The following is a 22209-nucleotide window of genomic DNA, read 5'->3' on the forward strand; positions in this document are numbered from 1 at the left end:
TTTTTATTATTTCACTTGTCTACCTAGAAGGGAGCATATCATATTTTGCGGCAGCTCTTTTTTACATTCAGACTTCTTTATTAATCACGGCAGGCAGTCTCACGACGACTTTGGTCCCCTGCCTTTCCTTCGAACTAATTTCCAGATTATAAGACTCGCCATATATGTATTTAATCCGCTCACGGATATTGCGGATGCCAATATGCGCCCCACGGATTCTGCCTTTCGGCTGGTTCAGTATTTCATCGAGCCGTTCTCTCGACATTCCCGCTCCGTTGTCCTCTATGGATAACACAATCTCCCCCTCTTCCTGATGTGCGGTGATCGTAATACACCCGCCTAAAATCTCCCCGTTCTCATCCTTATTTTCCAGAATTCCGTGAAACAGTGCATTTTCAACCAACGGCTGTATTACGTTCTTGGCAATCAGAATGCCTTTTACCTCTTCATCCACATCCATTTTTGTTTTGAATGTCCCTTCATACCTGTACTTTTGTATAATCAGATACTGTCTGGTCACATTCAGTTCCTGTTCTACGGTATCATAAACTTCCGAAATTTCGATACGCAGCCTGTCCCGAAGGATTTCGATCATGGCCCTGTTTACGGCAATAACATCCTCATTCCGTTCCTTCTGGGCCAGATATGTGATCGTATTCATGGTATTGTAAATAAAATGAGGGTCCACCTGTGAGACAAGCAGGCTGTAGCGCATCGTCTGCTCCAGCTTTTCCTTTTCAATCAGCTCCTGAATGTTATCCTCCAGTTTACCAGCCATAATGTTAAAGGATTCACTGGCTTCCCCGATTTCATCCCTGGACTTAACAGTGACCCGGGCACTCAGGTTTCCTTTTGCGATTTCGCCCATCTGCCGTGAGACTTCCCCGAGCGGGCCTACAAATTTCCGGACAAGCGGCACCATGACCGCAACCACGCAGATCCCGAAAATGGCTACCAGAATCTCGTTAAGCAGAATCAGTGAACGGTTATTTGCAATAATTTCCTCCCTCGTAAGCCTGCTCAAAAGCTTCCAGCTCCGGTTCTGGGAATAACGCACGACCGTGACTCCGTCCTCATCCCGATGAAAGCCTTCCATATAGCTGTCCCCTATCGTCAGATCGCTGAGAGCCGTATTCACATCAATATCGGAATCTTTTACACTCGGCGCCACCTGCACATTATCCCCGTTTAAGAGGAGAAAATCATTACAGTAATCATTGACATCCTGTGCAATGTAGATGATCTCGTCATAAGAGGCCACAATGACAGCCTGCCCTGTGATCCCATTCTTGCCATACTGCCGGGCATACCCGTAGCCCATGTTAAAATTGCTCCCGAAAAATGCCGTTGACTCTTCCTTCACAAACGTAAAAGGCTCTACGAACATGCTGTTCTTCTCTTCCTCCCTCATCTTCGGAAGCACCTGCTGCTGGATATGTGATTTTACACTTTGGGAAATCCCGACCGTGTTAAAACTATAGTTCTTCTCCCCCCTGCTGACATTCAGATATATTCCCAGTACCTGATTCGGCGGCAGGCTGTCCTTGCGCCCCATCCCGGACAGATAAAGGCGTATCTTCGCCGCATTTTTCTCGACCGGTTCTTCCATATAAGCCTCAAGCAATTCATTCAACCCGTCGTCTTTGCCGACAACAGTGGAAAAACGCTCCACCTCGTCAAAGCAGCGTTCCATCCGCATCATAATCTGTTCATTAAAATTCATGGCATTCTCCAGTTCCTTCTCGCCCGATGAGAGGTAAACAATATGCGGAAGCAGTACCGTCAGGGTAAAAAACATCACCAGAAACACTAATATCTGAGAGAGAAGCAGTTTATTCTTCAGTTTCATAATATCCTGTTAACCTTTCCGTTTATATTCGTTCGGGGTGAGCCCGGTAAACTGTTTGAAAATCTTGCTGAAATACTGGCTTGATGTAAATCCTGTCAGTTCAGCCACCTCATAAATCATATACTCACTCTGGTCCAACAGCTTCTTCGCCTTCTGTACCCGGATGCCGTTCAGATAATCGCTGACTCCGATTCCCACTTCCTCTTTAAACTTCGTGGAAAGCCACGAATTGCTCAGGCTGACTTTCTGAGCCACCATATTTGTAGACAATTCGGGGTCTTTATAGTTTTCCTGTAGAAAATTCAGGGCCTCCTGTATCACCTCGGAATAAGAGCCCCTGCTGTCCTCTCCCGAAATCAGCTCAATCTCACTCATCTTAAATTCCAGAAAGGACGCGACTTCTTCTGGATTTCTAAAATCATATGTTGAACTCGATTCCGTCATGCTGAACCTGCGGCCGCTTTTTTCACCGAGAAGCGAACCCTCGAAACGGCTGACAGCATCCAGCATTCCCTTTGCATACCATAGGTACGTTACAATATCCTCCTGCTCAATGGCTATTTTTAAACGTTCTATATAACGCCTCTGGGCATCCCTGTCCCCATTCTTGATTCCATTAAAAATCTGTTCCGCAGAAACAGAGGGTGCCTTTGCTTCCGCGTTTTCCCCTGACAGACTGCCGCTGAATTCTGCAATCTGAGGTTTTCCCGTCACATAACGCCGCCATAACTGTTTCTTATTCTTCTCATAAAATCTACCAAACTGCCGGACTGAGCATCCTTTCGCATAATAATAAACGCTGAAGCTGCAGGATGTTTTCTCCCCCAGCCCTGCAATAATGCGCCGTGAAAACTGAAACATCCGGTCATTGATTTCTTTCAGCGAAATCAGGTTACCGGCAAGCTCAAAGATGCCAAGGTTTACCTTATCATCCACGGCAAAGGCTGATACCATCTGCATGTCATATCCCGGCGCATATCTGGCACACATACTGTCAAATTCATAATCATAGGCCAGATCAGAACATGCGGTGGACGGAAGATAAGACTCAATAAAATCCGGCACCAGATTCTTGGCAAGTATCAAATAGTAATACCTTTTGTGAATCCTGATATACTCATTCTCATCCAGGATACTCTTATAATGTTCCTCGGGTTCATTCTTAAGAAACAGCGATTCAAGGATCATATTCGTTGTATACTGGTTCTTTGCACATTCTTTCTGAATCTCCTCTTTTAAGCCGAGGATCTTCTGGAGGAAGGATTCTTCATCCACGTCACTTTTTAACAGATAGTCATCGATCCCCAGCCGGATTGCCTGTTTCACATAACTGAAATTTTTATATCCCGACATAAACAGAATATGTACCCGCTTATCTATTTCCCGGATCATCGTGACCAGTTCCAGACCGCTCATCGTAGGCATCCTGACATCCGAGATCACAAGATGGGGCCTGTGTTTGCGGAACAGTTTAAGAGCCTGTTCGGCATCCGTAGTAATCCCGACGATCTCAAATCCGTAATATTCCCAGTTTATAATGTCTTCCAGATACTCCAGCGCAAGCTTTTCATCATCTACTAACAAAACCTTTATCATAACCCACCTCACCATTAAATTTCCGGCCGTTCTGGCCGGAATTTCCACCACGCCCCCATTGTATCATAAATGAATACCAGTAAACCACAACCGCCCCGGCGCATTTGCGCCGAGGCTCATAATAACTGCCTGCTATGCATTCAGCTTGGCATATTCTTTTTTCTCTTTCCTGCTGCTGATAAAGTCCATAACTCTCTGGTTATTATATGTAAAGATCATGATGACCAGCAGAAATACGCCGGATGCCGTGTCCTGCAGCGAGGCGGACAGCCCCAGGCTTAACAGCCCGGTCGTAAGCATGTTCAGCACAAAATTCCCGATAAAGATACCGATCAGCAGGTTGCAGTACTGCTCCAGCGCCAGCCCCACATAAATACCGAGCATACAGTTGAATATAATATTCGTGCTGGACATATACATCGGCGTATCGATGGATCCCTGTATGGAAATTTTGAGAAGCGCCGCCACTCCGAGAAATACTGAAGAGATCACGTAGCACAGAAACGCGGTCCTCTTTGTGTTGACACCCCCGTTTTTTGCAATCTGCTGTGAACTCGCACATGCCCGTACATTGTACCCAAACTTTGTATAGTTGAATATGATGTAAAAGAGTGCAAACATTACTGCAAAAATGATCAGGCAGTACGGGAAACGTCCTAGTGTCGTCGTCTCCCCCTTGATTGCCGTCACCCATGAGATACTCGCCAGGTTGGATAGTGTCTCATATACCATACATACCCCGAGTGCTGTTACGATTGCCGGTACACGAAGGAGCCTGTACATGATCCCCGAGACTGTCCCCAGCACGATCCCAGTGCCGACGACAAGTACGGCAAACGTAACGAGTCCGATCCCGTGCAGATAAACCATTTTCGCCCCGAACATTGCCGAGAGCATGACCACCGCCCCTGCACTTAAGTCCATCCTGTCGCAGAGCATATTGCAGCACATGGCAAACGAGATCAGTGTCGGTGCCAGAGACTGCTTCAGATTCATGATGAGGCTTGCCGGTTTGCCAAATTTACCGCCTGAACAAATGAAAAACAACAGATAGACAAACACCGGGAGCAGAATCACTTTCACAGCATTTTTTATTTTAATGGATTTTGTAGCCATATTCGTTCCCCTTTCAAGCCGGAGTCTGCCGGAAGCTATTCTGATTTATGCCTGTTCATCGTATCGTCAATACTGTAGGATGCACCCATTTTCACAAGGTCCTCTGACGTTGCATCTTTGTTATACTTCTTGATTACCTGCTTAAGCTCATCCGTTGTCCATGCATAAACGCCGTCATTGTGCAGATAAGTCATATAGTTGGAAAATTCCTCTCCTGTCTTACAGGTAATGAAGTTCACCGGCACTTCAACCTTTTCGTCTGAAAGCGGTGTGCCTTCCAATGTGTTGTACATGAAGATAAACGGGAATACAACATCCACATACTGGCCGCCGATGGCACATGCAACCTCACCACTGTCCAGCCCTTCCTGACAGTTTTCAGAAAGGTCACAGAATGCAATCTTGATCTGTCCTTCCCTGCCTGCTGATTTGATCGGCTCGGAACAGTATTCGATACCGAGCAGTGTAATTGCGATACCGTCTATCGTATCGTCTGCCGCAAGGAAGTCCTCAACTGCTTTTGTAAATTCAAGCCCTCTGTACTCACCGGCTTTCTGAATCTCCGGATGGTCCTCGAATGCCGCCATCATGCCTTCCCAGCGCCTGTCGTGGCATGTGATGCCCGGTTCATAGCCGATTGCTGCAATATTCTTACAGCCGGTGTCAATCAGGCTTGTAATAATATCATATCCTGCCTGGTAATCCGCCTCATAGGAACCGCCGACAAAGTATTTGCTCGCATATACCTGTTCCTTAATACTTTCATCGATCTGTGAAAAACCAACACCGAGATAAACATCATTGTCTTCACATATTTTCAGTCCCTGCAGAACCGCTGTCCCGGAGAAATTAGTTGTAATGATTCCGTCCACTCCCTGGGCACAAAGATTTTCAATTGCAGAAAGATAAGTCTCATCCGCAAAATTCTCGATGATGTAATAACTGAATTTCACACCGAATTCTTTTCCCATATAATCCGTGTAGGATTTTAACTTCGAACATAGAAAATCTGTTGTTGTGTGGATGACAACCCCGATCGTATAGTCTCCGTCCGGGTCACCGCATGTCTCTCCCGCACCTGCATCATTCCCCCACACCTCATTCGTCTTTGCATCCGCTTCTTCTGTTTTTGCAGATGAATTATCTGAGTTCCCCTTGTCATTCGAACCGCTGCATCCCGCCAGCGAGAATATCATGACTGCTGCCATAATAAACGCGATCATTCTTTTTTTCATAACCTGTTTCCTCCTTATTTTAAGATTCCATCCGTATTCTTTTCATAGGTCAAGAATACGAGTAACAGCAGAACGAGCCCCTGTATCCCTTCGATCACACGCTCATTCACCCCTAGTATTATCAATCCGTTGCGCAGTAATATGACTGAAAAACTGCCGATCAGTGCACCAATGATTTTTACCTTTGACCCGCCTGAAAGGGGAACTCCGCCAAGGACCAGCGCTGTGATTACATTCATCTCCAGCCCCTGTCCTGTAGACGTGCTTACACTCCCGGCCCGCAGCATGAGGATGAACCCGGCGATTCCCACTGTGATGCCGCTGATTATGTAGGCTGTCATACGGGTACGGTTTACATGGATGCCTGCCTGCTGTGCCGCCAGCGGATTACCGCCTGCTGCTTTGTTTGCCTTTCCGATCCCGCTCTTTTCAAAGAGGAACCAGCAGATGACATACACCGCTATAAGCACCGCGATCTTGACCGTCCAGCTGTCATATTCATACATATACACCGGTATGCTGTATTTCTGCGCCGCACACACTGTATTCAGGATACCGCGGCACATATACATGATGCACAGAGATGTAATAAAAGGAGACACTTTTAAATATACGGATACTACTCCGTTTAGTATAAACCAGACGAGGGCAGAAGCAATATTGGTAATAAATACCATCCAGAGCGGAGCCCCCGCATTTGCCGCCAGAATTGAGATCAGCACACTAAACCCGATAACACCGCCGTAAGACAGGTCCATGCCGCCGTGCGAATATACAAAAACCGCTCCAAACGCCATAATCCCTACATATACGGTCTGGTTCAGAATACTCGTCAGGTTCCCCTTTGTCAGAAGCCTGCCCTCACCAAAAATCTGAAAGATCAGTATCATCAGTATCAATCCCAGAAAGGGGACCAGCTTCCTGAATACTTCCATGAGCCTCTGTGTACTTTCAGGGGCCGTTTTTACTTTTGTTTCCATGCCACTTTCCCCCTTCTACACCATTTCCTTTATAATTACCGATTCACTCAGCTTTGGGGAGCGCTCGAATATTTTCTGCACCCTGCCTTTTCTCAATATCATAATCCTGTCACTCATCCCAATCAGTTCGGGGAGTTCTTCGGATATCATGATAATCGATTTGTTTTCTTTCTTAAGCTGGTACATCAACTGGTACATGAAGGCCTTTACACCGATATCGATTCCGCGGGTAGGACAGTCCAGAATGAAGATTTCCGACTCATTTGCCAGCCATTTTCCAAACACGACCTTCTGTTTGTTTCCGCCGCTTAAATCCTTGACATCCTGCGTGATCTCTCTGCACTTGATACTCAGCCCATCCACCTGACGGGCCGTAAATTTCTTTTCCGCTCCCTTGAAGATCAGGCCGGCGCTGCTGATTTTAGACAGGGAAGGAAGAACCATGTTGTCCATAATGCTGGCGGACAGGATCAAGGCCTCCTGATCCCGGTTTTTGGAAACATATCCGATCTTATTTTTAATCGCCTGCTTCGGGGAATGTATCACTTCACCATTTCCCAGAACCGCCTCGCCATACACCGGTTTTTCGATGCCGAACAAGACTCTTCCGAGCTCATGCATCCCGCAGTCGGTGAGCCCGCCGATCCCAAGAATTTCACCCTTGTGCAGCTCCAGCGAGACGCCTTCCAGAACCTGTTTGATATGGACGTTTTCCGCCTTCAGAACGACTTCTTCCCCGAAGTTCCCGTCATAATCGCTCCGGTAATAGTCCCCTGTCAGTTTTCTTCCTACCATCAGTTCTTTAATACGCTCTTCTTCAAAATCTTTCTGTTCCAGCTCTTCAATAAAAACACCGTCCCTTAGTATTATTAGTTTGCTGCACACGGTCATCAGTTCCTCCAGATCATGGGAGATGAACAGCACCGATTTGTCCTGTTCCTGAAGCCTCCTCAGTATCTTGTAGATGATGTCGCGCCCTTTCTGTGAAAGTGCCGTTGTCGTCTCATCAACGATAAAGATTTCAGGTTCGGAATATAATGCCCTGACCACTTCGATCAGTTTCCGCTCCTCCAGGCTGTACCGGCTGATCGGGTCCGCCGGATTGATTCCGGCCACCCCGACCACTTCCATAGCCTTTGCCGCCTCCTGATACATTTCTTTCCTATTTACAATCCCATATTTCGTGAATTTTTCTTCCCTGCCCAGAAAAATATTGTCTGCCACGCCGATCCCCGGCAAAGTGCCCATCTCCTGCGCCACCATACTGATCCCGCAGCGCTGGGCATCCATCGTGTCAGAGGGTTTATATGGCTGTCCCTTTAATTCCAGCGTGCCGGATGTGGCAGGGTAGACGCCTGAAATGATGGATGAAAATGTTGATTTTCCGGAACCGTTTTCACCGATCAGTCCTATGATCTCGCCCCTCTCAATCTGAATGGAAATGTCTTTCAGTGCATGGGTCAGTCCAAAATTCTTTGAGATATGATTTGCTTTTAAAATGATTTCTGCACTCATATATACCTCCTCTTATGCAGTCGTAAATTAGCCTAAAATAAGGACATTCCAAGACAGTTCAGGAAGTACTGCGCTCATTTTCTCCTCTGGTTTTATCTCCTTCATGACAACCTGGTCTGGCTTCTCAGGGGTATTGCGAAGCTCCAGGTCCCCACCGCTTAATGCAAGGTGGCGTTTCAGTTCCTTGTCCCCGTAGCCCTGAAGCCGGATATCGAATTTTACCGCTTCATCCTGACTGCAGTTCAATATGAATATCCTGACTTCATCCGCTTCCTCGTTGTATACGACTGCCGGCTCCACGATTGAAAGCTTCCCGAATTCACATTCATATTCCGGTGCCTCTACTGCTGCCCTCATCGCAGTTCCCCTGCCATATGTGCTCAGCGTATGGAATGTCTGATAAGTCGTCTGCGTGTAAATCCCTCCGTTTCGCAGGGTGGAGATTGGCGCTATAACATTAATCAGCTGTGCCAGACACGCGATTTCCACCACATCCGCATTATTGAGCAGTGTAATCCCCAGCCCCCCAAGTACGACTGCATCCAGAAGGCTGTATTTTTCCTCCAGTATTGCGGGCGCGGTTTCCCACTTTTCTGCCGAAGTCATCTCAAATGTCGTCAGCCCCATCAGGTCATCCAGAGAATCCAGCTTAATATCCTGAAAGTTCCATACATTCCATTCATCCAGACAAATCTTCACATCTTTCTGGAAATGATTTTTCGCCTTTACATAGTTGATTACTGTGGCGCTGTTTTTAATATGCGTATCAAGCTGTTTGTAGGATGCCAGATAATTTGTCAGTCCCTGCCCCGAGTTCATCGTATAGTTGTGGGTGGAAAGATAATCCACCTGTTCAAATAGTTCCGTCAGCATAGTGCGGTCCCACTCCAGATATGTAGGAAGCATTTCGTAGCTGCTTCCACAGGCAACCAGCTTTATGGAAGGGTCTGCCCACTTCATGATCTTCGCGGCCTCCAATGCCTTCTTCGTGTAGTCTTCCGCAGAGAGGTGCCCTGCCTGCCAGCTTCCCTCCATCTCGTTTCCCAGACACCAGTATTTTATCCCGTATGGCTCCCGGCTTCCGTTCTTTATCCGCAGGTCGCTCCAGTAGGTGCCGCCCGGATGGTTGCAGTATTCCACCAGATCCCCGGCGTCCTTGATACTTCCTGTCCCCAAGTTTACCGCAATCATCGGCTCGACCCCCGTCTTTTTTGCCCAGCGGCAGAACTCATCGATCCCGAATTCATTCGTTTCGATACTGGACCACGCATAGTCCATGCGCTTCGGCCTGTTTTCCTTCGGCCCGATTCCATCATGCCAGTCATAGCATGATACAAAGTTCCCGCCCGGATATCGGATTACCGGGACATTCAGTTCCCGCACCAGTTCCATAACATCCATGCGGTATCCATCCTCATCTGCCTTTGGGTGCCCCGGCTCATAAATGCCCGAGTAAATACATCTTCCCAGATGTTCTGTAAATGAAGAGTACATCTTATCATCAATCTTGCCAATCGGATAATGCCTGTCACTGAAACATACAGCTGTTTTCATATCATTTTCTCCTCCCGTTCATATCCCGCACACGCCTTGCTCTGTGCTCCTGTTTCATGTTTACTGTAACTTTAATACAAATAAAATCTTACAGCCACACGATTTCTTTTTCATTTGTGCATTATTTTTTTGTAATGGAAGGAAAACAAAAGAATATGTGTAATATTTTTTTGTGATTGATTATACCGCAAAAAAGGAACCCGCTCCGGAGTCTCCCCCGGATCAGGTTCCCTGATTTTTTTCTATATTGTTTTTCTCTTATTTCACATACCCGATAAACGTATTCCCGCTTCGGTTTACCATCGTTTCCATATCATTTACACTAACTGTATGTTCCTCCCCGTTATCCGGGTCGATATAAGTGACATCGGTCGTGCTGTACCCTGTCAGGAGGATCGCATGGCTCTGGTCTGTCATTGCAATCACGGGGATTCCCTTGTTGATGACATAGAGTACCTGATCCAGCGTACAGCCTGTAAGGTTCACTTTTGTGGCCTTGTATTTCTCCATCTGCTTAACGCACGCCTCGAAGGAACTCTCGCCATCAGCCTTCTTGAAGCTCTCTGTGTCCGTATAATATATCAGGTCCCGGTTTCCTTTTTCCCAAATATAGGACTGCTGGGCCGAGATTACGACGCCGGAAACCTGTTCCGCTTTCTGGATTGCATAGGATGCCTTGTCATATATCTCTACCAGCTCACCCATTCCATATACATAATACTTATCGGATTTGGTCTTTCCGTCAAATGCGATGGTAATTGGTTTATCCAGCATGACCTGTTTTGGCCTGAGGAGCTTCGGCGACTGGTCCGCAATTCCGTCAGCATAGGTCAGCCTCATCTGCCTTCCCTTTAGGTCGGATGAGTAGGATTCGAGCGTTATATTACTCTCTTTGCGTTCCTCGTTGTTGCTGATATAATCCTGCGCCGTACCTGTATAGGCATCCCCTGACTTCGTTACCCGGTTCAGTGTCACCAGATTTGTCTCGATGAACACATCTGTGATATAAGTCCCCTCAACTGCATACGTTTTGAGAACCTTATCCTTGCTGTTAATGATCTCCAGTTCATACATTGGAAGGACCTCTTCTCCCGCAACGGTTTTCCCCTTATCTGAGGGGCGCTGTCTTCCATATATAAAATCATTGACGACAAATCCAAGCGGTCTGATGGATTCCCCTTCCGCCGCCTTAACACTTCGTTCTTTCCCCGTCTTTAAGTTGAGAATTATAATCTCTTTCGCATCCTCGAGTGTGCCGTCCGTCTGATAGGCAAGCAGATGTCCGTCATCGGAAGCCACATACTGCCCTTCCTCAAGGTTCTCTGCCAGAATCTCCTGCTTATTCCTCTCCAGATTTACCTGATACAGCTTTCCACCGGCAAGTACATACAGCATCTGCCTGTCGTGGCTGTAATAAACCATTTTGCCAAGTTCATCCTCTGCAATGGCAAAGGATTTATTGCTCGGGATAAATGCCTTTTCTTCTACCGCATTTTTCTCAATGTCGAAGTAATAGACATCCACACCTACCTCACCCTCGTGGTCGCCCCTGTTCATATAGCCATATACAGCAAACGCAGTACTTCCATTTTCATCCATGCTGATGATCCTGACCGCATGCTGGTCATAACGGCTCCTGACGTCGTGCCCTTCCCTGTTGGCAAAGCTGAACACAAGTGAAAGTTCATCTTCGTCCTTGTTGTAGGTCCACAGGTCCCTTCCCTGTACAAACGATACAATCGTGCCGTCTTTATTCGTCTCATATGAAATATCAGGTGGTGCGATACCGAGAAGGATACCGTTTTCATTCAATACTTTTTTATTCCCGTTAAAGACCTGTTCCATGCTCCGGTTGTAATCCAGCAGATACACTTCATCGCCGCTGTACCTTACACGGAAAAACTCCTTGATATTAAAGGTTTCTACTTCCTCCGCATCCCCGACGCATGTAACCTGGTACACGGCCAGCAGGGAAGTGTAGACGGTATTGCTCTCTTTGATGCTCCATTCAACGTCACTGGAAACTTCTGGTCCCAGATTCCCCCAAGTGACATGTGCTGCGTCCGAATGGATCGTGACTGTCTGAAATGTCGTGTTGTCTCCCTCCTCATTCGGTTCCAGATAGACGGAGAGGTCCGCGGCATTTTTTTTGTTAAATGTTTTAGTGTGGAAATCCTCAGCAAATTTGAGACACTGCCCTACCTCCAGTTCGTCTGGTTTAACGATTCTTGTATAGTAATGTACCTCTTTCTTATCCAGTTTTAAAATAACTTTCAGCACTGCCTCTGATACGTTTTCTTTTAAGCTACTGCTTAAGTCTAAAGTGACCGTGCCGTCCGACAGGTCTTTTACCTCAGCCTTCTCATAAACATCATCGCCGTCAAGTGAATAGACTTCATAATGTACTTCCTTTATATCATTCCCGTCATCTTCCAGCGTCATCTTTAACGTGCCATTATTCTCCAGGGGTGTGATCGTATCGCGTATCGCCGTGATGTCCATATCATTTACAAATCCCGCCAGTGTGTTTACATTTTTCCCCTCTACTGTAAATGATACTCTTGGAAGTGTGGGATCACCGAGATCGACCGTCAGATCGTCAGTCCCTCTATTTGTAATCAGGCTGCTGACCAGTACCGCCAGAAAAAATACGGCAGTCAGAACGCCTGCTTTTATCAACCTCTTCTTATTCATCGTTTGTCCCCTTTATATTTAAATACACCCTAGTATTCCATCCAGTGAGTAATTATATACAGACCTATATAGTATACATCCATAGCATCCATTATCATTCGTGATCTGAACACAATAATTTCCCGATTGTGGAGGCTGCATTTAAAAATGCCTCACACTCTGCAATTTCTTTTTGTGCATCCGGGTTTATTTTCCCTGTCTTAACTGCCCTGATCAGGATATTTTTAGGAGTATGCTCCATATCTATGAATTCCAGCACCTGCGTATCATATCCCGCTGCCTCCAGATACTTGGCCCTGAGGCCGTCTGTCACAAGTGCGGCAAACCGCTCCTTCAAAAGTCCGTAGTCCATGACAGGCGCCAGCGTCTCTGACTGAATCTGCCCGTTTAATTCATGCTGGCAGCACGGTACCGACAGGATCACTCTGGCATTCCAGCCGACAGCCTTCGCCAGTGCGTAGTCTGTAGCCGTATCACAGGCATGGAGGGTGACGACCATGTCCACATCCTGAACACCGTCATAATCTGCGATATCCCCCACAAGAAATGACAGCTTCTCATACCCATACTTTTCCGCGAGCCTGCTGCATCGCTCTATCACATCTTTTTTCAAATCCAGTCCGATCACCCGGATATCATACTTCTTCAGCTCATGAAGATAATAATACATAGCAAACGTAAGGTAAGACTTCCCGCACCCGAAATCCAGAATCGTCAGCTCTCTCCCCTTCTCCAGCTGGGGCAGGATATCCTCAATAAACTCCAGAAAACGGTTCATCTGCCTGAACTTGTCAGTCCGTGACTTGACCACCCTGCCTTCTTCCGTCATAACGCCCAGGTCCTTCAGAAACGGAACCACAATCCCTTCCGTAAGAATATACCGCTTACTGCGGTTATGCGAAAGCTCCGCCGCCTTTACCTCGCCTGACTGTTTCTTCTTTTGGATCGTAACCTTCCCCTTCTTACTCACAAGGACCGTATAACTCATATCTCTTGTAGATAACTGCATCTGCCTGAATTCAGACATCGCATTCGTCAGCCGCTCCCCGGCATCCACAGCCTTCAGATTCTCATGAAATGCCTGCGTCTTAGTAAAAGACTCACACTGAAAATAAAGCCCGTCCTTCATCTCAACCGGACGTACCTTAATCTTCAGAACTCCGTCCTTTGTACGGGGATTACTAACCGTCCCCTGTATAAAATCTATATCCAAAATATCATTCAACAATGCTTTAATCGTATCCATACAAAACTCCTCTTCGAAATCCCTTCCGGCTTCCCCCCTATTGTAAAGCAAAACCAGAAATAGCGCAAGAATCAGAATATTCTGTAAACGACGGGCAAAGGGGTCAGACCCCTTTGAAAAAGTGTCTGACCCCTTCGCATTTTTTTCTAGTATTATCTCACTCTTGGGAATTCTATTGTTGCTTTAAACAAATCTCCGTCCAGATATAGTCTGAATTCTCCGCCCTGCATCTGTGTCAGGCTCTTTGCGATGGATAATCCGAGCCCGCTGCCTTCTGTACTTCTTGATATGTCACCGCGGATAAATCTTTCTGTCAGCTCATCCGCCGAGATGTTGAGCGGCTGTTCGGATATGTTCTTCAGGGAGAATCTGACATGCTCCTCGTCCACCCACAGGTCCGCATATACCCTTGTTCCCGGCATCGCATACTTTGCTGCATTGTTGTATATATTCTCCAATACTCTCCACATGCGCCGCCCGTCAACATGAATCATGGCCGGCCCGTCAGGCAGATTCTGAACAACCTGAAGGTTCTTGGCCTCAAACTTCTCAGCAAACTCCCCTTCTGTCTGGTTGATCATTTCCACAAGGTTTACATCCATAAGCTCCAGCGTGATATTGCCGCTGCTTACCTTAGATGCCTCCACAACATCTTCCGTCAGTGTCTTCAGACGCTGTGCCTTAGTCTCCAGTATATCCAGATATCCCTGTATCTTCGGATCATTAAAGTTTTCCCTTTTGAGCAGGTCAACATAATTTATAATAGATGTTAACGGTGTTTTAATATCATGTGATACATTCGTAATCAGGTCTGTTTTCAGGCGTTCGCTCTTCATGCCCTCTTCCACGGCTCTCTGAAGACCGTTTCCAATATCGTTTACCCTCTCGGCTATATCCAGGTTCTCGCCTCTTAACCGGTCGAGCGGGATCTGGTAATCTACATTTCCAGACGCGATTTCCTTTATACCCTTCTTAATCTGGCTCTTGGCAATTGCGCTTTTCACGACAAAATAAAGTGCCACTGCTTCAGAAGCAAGCATCATCATAAAGAACCAGCCGCCGTCATTCATGGCCATTGCAAACCAGTGTAAGAGAATAAATACCGCAAGAAGCAGTACTGCCTTGAAAGTCACGCTCCGGTTACGCCACATTTCCTTCAGGAACCGGCAGACACGCCTAAGCAGGCTGTTTGACCAAAGTGTCTTCGCCTTAATCCTTCGCACCAGACTCAGGAACCCGAACAAAAACCAGAATGTAGTAAATGCCGCCAGAATCCCTGCGAGTATTAGATCAGAAGCCCCCAGATAATCCCCGTATGTCTGGTAACTTTTGGTTATTACCCCCGTAGCATAGATATCTGATGTGGTTTCGTGTACTGTAGATGCGTAAAATCCGCCCATTGAACTGCCGATAAGCATGGCAGGCACAATCCAGAGGACTATTACTGCACCCGCACCAATCTCTGTCGGCCACTTGTCAAAAGCATTCAGCCGGACTTCCCCGTCCTCCCCGCATCTTCCGGCAATCAGTGTCATCCAGATTAATATGACAAAGAACAGGATCGAACAAAGAATACTTCCAACAGACGCCAGCTTCATATATGGCGCATACGTATTGTAATCCTGTGCGTCTGTGTAAAATGCATCCTGAATCGGGAAATTGGTATCAATTGACGCTGCAAATATACAGTCCGCCTTTTTACTATAGTTATAAGACTTCACCATAGAACGCCATTCATTTGCCGAAATATCCATGTTAGACTCAAACTCCGCCAGTTTTGGCTTGACGATCAGGTACTTGTGATCCGTCCCGGACTTCATCGTTTCCAGATAATCTTTTACGTCATCATAGTTCTTAAACTTACTGTTATTTGTATAAACCTTCTTTTCATTTTCATCCACAAACATATATGTGAAATTCGTATTGCCCTCTTCCCATGTATCCCCGGAATAAAGATACCGGTCCACCTGATATGACAGAGAGTTGAGAATGTTCTGAAGGTATCCATATACTCTGGAAAGCTTGCCGTTCAGCTCCGGTGTGTTATTCACCGCCTCCAGTATATTCGCGGCCCCTACAGGGGTATATTTCTCTTTCAGGGCATTATTAAACGTCCAGCAGTCCGTATACTCCGTGTCACCATTTTCATTCTTTATATCAATGGTATCATAATAACCGGAAGTATAATTGCCCCGTTCCAGCTCACTTAAAAACTGGTCCTGAGTCGAATTTTCAAGTTCAATCTTAAGCTTTCCATCCTCCAGCAGCGATTTAAACTCACTCATATAATAATAATGATAGGTCCCATCGGGCTTTTCACAGACAACAACATTCGCATCGTCATAATCCGAACCATCATCTATATATTCGTTGCTCCAGTTTACGAGGTCCTCCAGCTCATAGACAAGACCGTTCTCCCCCTCCCCGGTAATCCTTCCGTTCTTGGCCAGATCCACGATGTCAACCAGCTTATTAGGGTTATACTTTCCGTCCGACTCAAAATTATTCTTCATGGCGATGCCTTCCATGACCTCCCACGTGGCATCATAAACCATATTCTTAAAACTTGAAGATTCTTCATAAGGCCTGCCGGAAGTTTTCAGGAAGTTCTCACTCCCCAGGCTCCCCGAAAAAGACAGTATGATAACCATACTCAGGACAGCAAAAACAGCCGTGATATGTGCAAGCAGAAGAAGAATACCTTTCGTCACCGGCTTTTTATACCAGTTCTTCATAATACTCCTTTCTAGAGTTTTTCTATCTTATATCCCACGCCCCAGACCACCTTCAGATATCTGGGTTCCTTGGGGTTGATCTCAATTTTCTCACGAATATGGCGGATATGCACGGCGACCGTATTATCTGCCCCGATCGCATCCTCATTCCAGATAGACTCATAGATCTGGTCAATAGAAAAAACTCTCCCCTGATTTTTCATTAATAATAATAAAATGTTGTACTCAATCGGCGTCAGCTTCACAACTTCCCCATCCACGGTAACTTCCTTCAAATCATCATTAATAGCAAGGCCGCCAACCTCATATACCTTCTCAGACTTCTCCTTCACGGTTCCTCCGAGCTGGGTATATCTGCGCAGCTGAGATTTGACCCTCGCTACAAGTTCCAGTGGATTGAATGGTTTCGTTACATAATCATCAGCACCGACATTCAGTCCCAGAATCTTATCCGCATCTTCTGATTTTGCAGACAGGATAATAATTGGGATACTGTTGTTTTCACGTATTTTAAGGGTGGCTCTGATACCGTCCAGTTTCGGCATCATGACGTCCAGCACAAGCAGATGGACGTTCTCCGTCTCCAGAAGCTTAAGCGCCTCTGCACCGTCATATGCCTTCATCACATGATAGCCTTCCTGACTTAAATATATCTCGATTGCTTCTACGATTTCCTTATCATCATCACAAACTAAAATATTATACATTTTTCATCACCTCCCTTACAGTATACATGATATCTGAGATTTTTTAAGACCCATTGGGGAAAATCTTATGAAATTCTTAAATTAAAGGGATTCTTGCAAAATAGAGATATGACAGCACAGACCATAAGGGGCGGTTTTAAAGGATTCCTTATGTTTTGACCTTTTATAATTATGAGATTATAAAATGCTATTAGTATTTTATTAGTGTCACAGATGCCCATAAAGCGCATCCATCTCGACCTCGCTCTTCCAATTCCTCCGGAAATACTCCACCTCACCTATCCTATATTTCAGGTGCAGCTTATTCTTTGTAGGTTATGTAAGAGTTTATTTGTTTTTCCAGAAGATTTAAAAGGCCCTCCTGATGTTAGCCACACTACTACAAAAGATGGAGTGGAAGTTACTTCTGTGAATACTGCCAATAAAATTTCACAAGAACTCGTGAAACATTATGTTCAACTATATGATAAGGAAAAAGAAGAAGAAGCAGATAGAACTTCTTTGGAAGAATAAAGATAAGCCATTTGTGGACACTATTCTGATCTTTACCGACGGCTAGGTGTATTCTAGTCATCGGCTCTCTTTTTAAGTATAATATAAACAATACCTTAACGTTCTTCATAATTCATTCAAATTTCATACATAAATTGTTAATTTATCTCTCACATAACTAACACATTTATCCTGTAAAGTATTAACTATCAAAGGACAATAACCTTTTTGAAGATAGATTTTCTTTTTCATAACTTTTTCAAGGCTGGAAGCAATTCCAGCCACTCCTTTTTTACCCTATTCTTCTTTTAATATCTTCTGTACAACGGCCTTCGTCTTTGGAAGCCAGAACTGTACGAGCGGTCCCGTCAGGAAAACCGCAACAATCGTTCCTACACCTACCGTACCTCCCAACACAAATCCAAGCACTACGAAAAACAGATCACAGCCAACCCTGACCCACCGAAACTCTACCGACTGGATCTTATCCGATAGTATGATAGCCACCAGATCATTCGGTCCGGTCCCTGCATTGCTGTTAATTACAATAGACATGCCTGCGGATAGGATCACGCAGCCTGCTATCATACTTACTGCACGGATTACCATTGACGCGTCTGCATTAATATAAGGGTGGAACATCCATGTGAACAGATCGATAATAGGACCGCCGCAGAACGCACACACTACCGTACCCGGCTTTACATATCCCTTTGTTGTCAACAACATAACCACCATCAGGATGCACAATATAATGACATGCACTGTTCCGACTGTCAGATGCACCGTCCTTGACAGCCCCTGAATAAAAACAGTAAACGTATCTGTCCCCAATTCTGAGAGCAGAAAAAGAGTGACGCCCAGATGTGCTATAATCAGTCCTGTCAGCAGAATTACCAGCGCCTTTGCCCATCCCTTCGCATCTCGTTTCGAAGTATCCGATGCAAACTGTTCTTTTTTCTTCTCACTTGTTTTTTCCATACCATAATTCCCCCGGGATTTTCACATATTATATTCTAATGCATACTCAATAAGAACATTATATCTGTCTCTGCTCTATTATTCAATTAAAAAATCTATCCCCCAGATCAATCCCTGCATGGTTATTATCCTTACAGCATCATTGCTTATATGAACGATTTTACTGTTTCTTACATATAATGAAATGATAATATTCCCATATCTAATATGGCAAAGGAGTTTTTATGAATATAAAAGGCCTCGACGTCAGTGAATTTCAGGGGACTATCGACTGGGAACAGGTGAAAGCCGCCGGTTATCAGTTTGCCATGCTCCGCGCCGGCTACGGCTTTGGCACTCTGGACCAACAGTTTAAAAGAAATGCCGCTGAATGCAACAGGATCGGTCTCCCGATCGGTGTATACTGGTTCTGCTACGCAGTAAGTCCGGAAACAGCCCGTCAGGAAGCAGACGGCTGTATTAACGCAATTTCTTCATACAGGCTGGATTATCCGGTCTGCTACGATATAGAACAGGCAACCGTTAATTATGCTGCCGAAAATGGAGTCACACTGACAAAAAATCTTGCAACACAATTTATCCGGAGCTTTTGCAACAGAGTAGAAGAACTTGGATATTTCGCCATGTTCTACAGCAACCGTAACTTTTTGAATAATTATGTATCTAAGGATCTTTCCAGCCGGTATGCACTCTGGTATGCCTATTACAACAGCCAGTTTGACAGCACCGGATGCGGGATGTGGCAGTATACGGATCAGGGGAGTGTCCCTGGAATCGGAGGGAACGTTGATCTGGATACATCGTTTGTGGATTATTCTTCTGTGATCCAGAAAGCCGGCCTGAATCATCTGGACGGCAGTAAGCCAACGCCCACACCAACACCTCCTGCGCAAAACTATATCACTTACGTAATCCAGCCGGGCGATACTTTAAGCGGCATTGCACAACGTTACGGAACAACCTACCAAACACTCGCAGCACTCAATGGCATCACGAATCCGAATCTGATCTATGCCGGCCAGACAATCCGCGTTCCAGAGGATGGAGCCCCTGCTGCTCGCTATTATACAATCCAGCCCGGAGATACACTGAGCGGAATCGCCCTGAAATTCGGAACAACCGTCAGCGCACTGCAGCGGCTGAACGGCATAAGCAATCCGAACCTGATTTATGCCGGAAATACAATCCGGATTTCATGATTTTATAATTTCATAATAATTTTTCGATTTCTTTTATAGAACCGACACACTTTATGCACATTTACCTTATATACTAATACCTAGATAGTTGATAAACAACTATCTCCCCCCTCATAAAGTAGACATCTTGGGGTAACCCGGATGTCGCACTTTACTCTCATTCCTTTAGATAACTATAAAAACAACGAAGCCCTCGCAGCCGATACTGCGGGGGTTTTCGCTGTCCTCCGATAGTATAAAATGGCGTGTCGGCTCAAAGTCCGTTTTATTCAAACCATGCGTTAAGAGTAATGTTATCTTCCTTGTATACGTTTCTCCTTTCAAATCGGGACAAATAAATATAACACTTTATACGCTAATTAATAATATTTTAGACTTTCATAATATTTTTCTATTTCTTTTTATAAATATGACACACTTTATGCACATTTATCTTATATACTAATACTCAGATAGTTGATAAACAACTATCTCCCCCCTCATAAAGTAGACATCTTGGGGTAACCCGGATGTCGCACTTTACTCTCATTCCTTTAGATAACTATAAAAACAACGAAACCCGTTAGCCGGAAGGTTAGCGGGTTTTCGCTGTCCGTGCCCCTTTGTAAAATCTGCCTTAATACTGTCTGTTATTTGCTTCTTGGCACTTTATGTATGACTGCCCAGTTCGGTCAAAAACAAGGGCAGTTATTTTTAATGATTCCGCATTCCCCTCTTACAGGCTGAATTCAAATGGAACTGCCGGTATTCCGGCCTTATTATATAAGTTTACCTGATACCAGGGTGTTTGCGCAAATTTTACGCTCACCCCCTCTTCTAAAGGATTCCCCATCCGTATGATCAGTTGATCTCCCTCTGTATAAACAGAATATTCCTGTTCTGTCCCTTCAGAAATAATCTGCAGCGCATTCAGGTGACCGCCTTTAATTTCCAATCCTCCCTCTGCATGTTCAAATGTGACTGCCACGCCATCTGCATTTCGTTTAATTGATACCGCCCTCGGTGCATCGCATAAAATTTCTTCACCATATACATGTCCACGGGCAAGCAGTGCAAGCCTTTGTCCCACCGTTTTTTTATCTTTTGGATGGATATCTTTTTCTTCCCCCACATCGGAAATCGAACACAAATATGTATGCTCTACAGAATCTGCCACAGCCTCCTGACATCTGCGAATAATTGGGTAATGATTTTCTTCTGTGTTCATCAGCCAGCAGTCATAACCCGGAAGCTGAACGATCAGGAACGGAAGCGCCTCATCCCCCCACAGCCTGCGCCAGTCTGAAATTAAGCCCGACAGCATATCTTTATACAGTACATTGAGTCCTGGAACATCATCACTTTCGCCCTGGTACCATAAGAAGCCTTTGATGGTATATGGCACAATTGACTTCAGCATATGCTCATAGAGACTGCCCGGTATCGCCTGCGGCTGTAATATATTTGCATATTCTTCAAAATTATCTTTGATATGACTGAAAAACTCCACCAGTTCTTCTTCTGTTGGGGTTCTCGGCATCATAAACTCCCCAAATACATCTGCAAAAGGATTTCCCTTATCGTTCATTTGGTTCCCATGCTGATTCTCCCAATATTCCTCCATGTCCATAGATGCTGTTCTAGTTTCATACTCCTGCATCCACGGTTCTCCGACCTTTCTTACTGTTTCCGGATTCATCCACGAGCAGGAGGCTGTACCACCCCAATTACAGCCGATGATTCCTACAGGCACATTCAATTTTTCCTTCAATGCCTTCTGAAAATAATATCCGACTGCACTAAAATAATCCAGATTCTCCGGATTGGCCTTTCTCCAGATTCCCTGCCTGCTGTAGTCAAACTCTTCCAATTGTCCGTCATAGCATACCTCGGGTACATCATAAAAGCGAATATCCGGGTCTGTGCAGTCTTTCACTTCTTCCTTCTTATGCTTTTCATAGCGCATCAGGAACTCCATGTTGGATTGCCCTCCTGCCACCCACACCTCACCAACTGCTACCTGTTCGAATATAATTTTATGACTGTCAGACTTTATGATAAGTTCTTCACTTACCGAAGCATCCAACGGCGGGAGATCAACACTCCAGGTTCCATCTGCTTCTGTTACTGTCTGTCCTGTTCTTCCCTGAATCTGTACGCCTATTGTCTCTCCCGGGTTCCCGGTTCCCCATACCGCGAGACATTTCCCTCTCTGCAGAATCATACCACTCTGAAAAATCACTGCTGCCTGTAACATCATTTTCCTCCTTTATCGCAACCATTATCTGTCAGTTAATTGAATTAACACTATGTTAACTCTATTTTTCAGAA

The 22209-nt window shown here is 45.4% G+C and carries 14 protein-coding genes; 1 reads left to right on the forward strand and 13 read right to left on the reverse strand.

Features of this window, described 5'->3' with window-relative positions; genetic code table 11:
- Positions 1–67: 67 nt before the first annotated feature.
- The 12 genes from DWX43_RS24475 to DWX43_RS24535 form a co-directional block, all read right to left on the reverse strand.
- Entirely contained in the window at positions 68–1849 is a 1782-nt protein-coding gene (locus DWX43_RS24475; RefSeq protein WP_109730819.1) for a histidine kinase, read from the reverse strand.
- 9 nt (positions 1850–1858) lie between these two features.
- On the reverse strand, positions 1859–3445 hold the full coding sequence (locus tag DWX43_RS24480; protein ID WP_182440813.1) for a response regulator: 1587 nt from the start codon (positions 3443–3445) through the stop codon (positions 1859–1861).
- A gap of 132 nt (positions 3446–3577) precedes the next feature.
- Complete coding sequence (locus tag DWX43_RS24485; protein WP_118622496.1) at positions 3578–4561, reverse strand: hypothetical protein; 984 nt, start codon at positions 4559–4561, stop codon at positions 3578–3580.
- A gap of 35 nt (positions 4562–4596) precedes the next feature.
- Positions 4597–5796, reverse strand: a complete 1200-nt coding sequence (locus DWX43_RS24490; protein WP_109730822.1) for a substrate-binding domain-containing protein — start codon at positions 5794–5796, stop codon at positions 4597–4599.
- Positions 5797–5810: 14 nt separating this feature from the next.
- The gene (locus tag DWX43_RS24495; protein ID WP_118622498.1) at positions 5811–6776 is read right to left on the reverse strand and encodes an ABC transporter permease; all 966 of its coding nucleotides are present in this window, start codon (positions 6774–6776) and stop codon (positions 5811–5813) included.
- A 15-nt stretch (positions 6777–6791) separates the two neighbouring features.
- The gene (locus DWX43_RS24500) at positions 6792–8291 is read right to left on the reverse strand and encodes a sugar ABC transporter ATP-binding protein (RefSeq protein WP_109730824.1); all 1500 of its coding nucleotides are present in this window, start codon (positions 8289–8291) and stop codon (positions 6792–6794) included.
- Positions 8292–8318: 27 nt separating this feature from the next.
- Positions 8319–9845, reverse strand: a complete 1527-nt coding sequence (locus DWX43_RS24505; protein ID WP_118622500.1) for an alpha-N-arabinofuranosidase — start codon at positions 9843–9845, stop codon at positions 8319–8321.
- A 258-nt stretch (positions 9846–10103) separates the two neighbouring features.
- On the reverse strand, positions 10104–12539 hold the full coding sequence (locus DWX43_RS24510) for a C39 family peptidase (protein ID WP_118622502.1): 2436 nt from the start codon (positions 12537–12539) through the stop codon (positions 10104–10106).
- 94 nt (positions 12540–12633) lie between these two features.
- The gene (locus DWX43_RS24515) at positions 12634–13785 is read right to left on the reverse strand and encodes an SAM-dependent methyltransferase (RefSeq protein WP_118622504.1); all 1152 of its coding nucleotides are present in this window, start codon (positions 13783–13785) and stop codon (positions 12634–12636) included.
- A 152-nt stretch (positions 13786–13937) separates the two neighbouring features.
- Complete coding sequence (locus tag DWX43_RS24520; protein ID WP_118622506.1) at positions 13938–16520, reverse strand: HAMP domain-containing sensor histidine kinase; 2583 nt, start codon at positions 16518–16520, stop codon at positions 13938–13940.
- Positions 16521–16531: 11 nt separating this feature from the next.
- On the reverse strand, positions 16532–17227 hold the full coding sequence (locus DWX43_RS24525) for a response regulator transcription factor (RefSeq protein WP_109730829.1): 696 nt from the start codon (positions 17225–17227) through the stop codon (positions 16532–16534).
- Between the two features lie 789 nt (positions 17228–18016).
- On the reverse strand, positions 18017–18700 hold the full coding sequence (locus DWX43_RS24535) for a hypothetical protein (protein WP_118622510.1): 684 nt from the start codon (positions 18698–18700) through the stop codon (positions 18017–18019).
- Positions 18701–18924: 224 nt separating this feature from the next.
- Here DWX43_RS24535 and DWX43_RS24540 point away from each other — a divergent pair, with 224 nt between their 5' ends.
- Positions 18925–19899: a LysM peptidoglycan-binding domain-containing protein gene (locus tag DWX43_RS24540; protein ID WP_118622512.1), complete on the forward strand. Its 975-nt coding sequence runs from the start codon at positions 18925–18927 to the stop codon at positions 19897–19899.
- Positions 19900–20614: 715 nt separating this feature from the next.
- On the opposite strand, the gene DWX43_RS24545 is transcribed toward DWX43_RS24540, so the two are convergent.
- On the reverse strand, positions 20615–22138 hold the full coding sequence (locus DWX43_RS24545; protein ID WP_118622514.1) for a sialate O-acetylesterase: 1524 nt from the start codon (positions 22136–22138) through the stop codon (positions 20615–20617).
- Between the last annotated feature and the right edge of the window lie 71 nt (positions 22139–22209).

Origin of the sequence: Clostridium sp. AF19-22AC, assembly GCF_003479085.1 — a bacterium.
GTDB classification, from domain to species: domain Bacteria; phylum Bacillota; class Clostridia; order Lachnospirales; family Lachnospiraceae; genus Faecalicatena_A; species Faecalicatena_A orotica.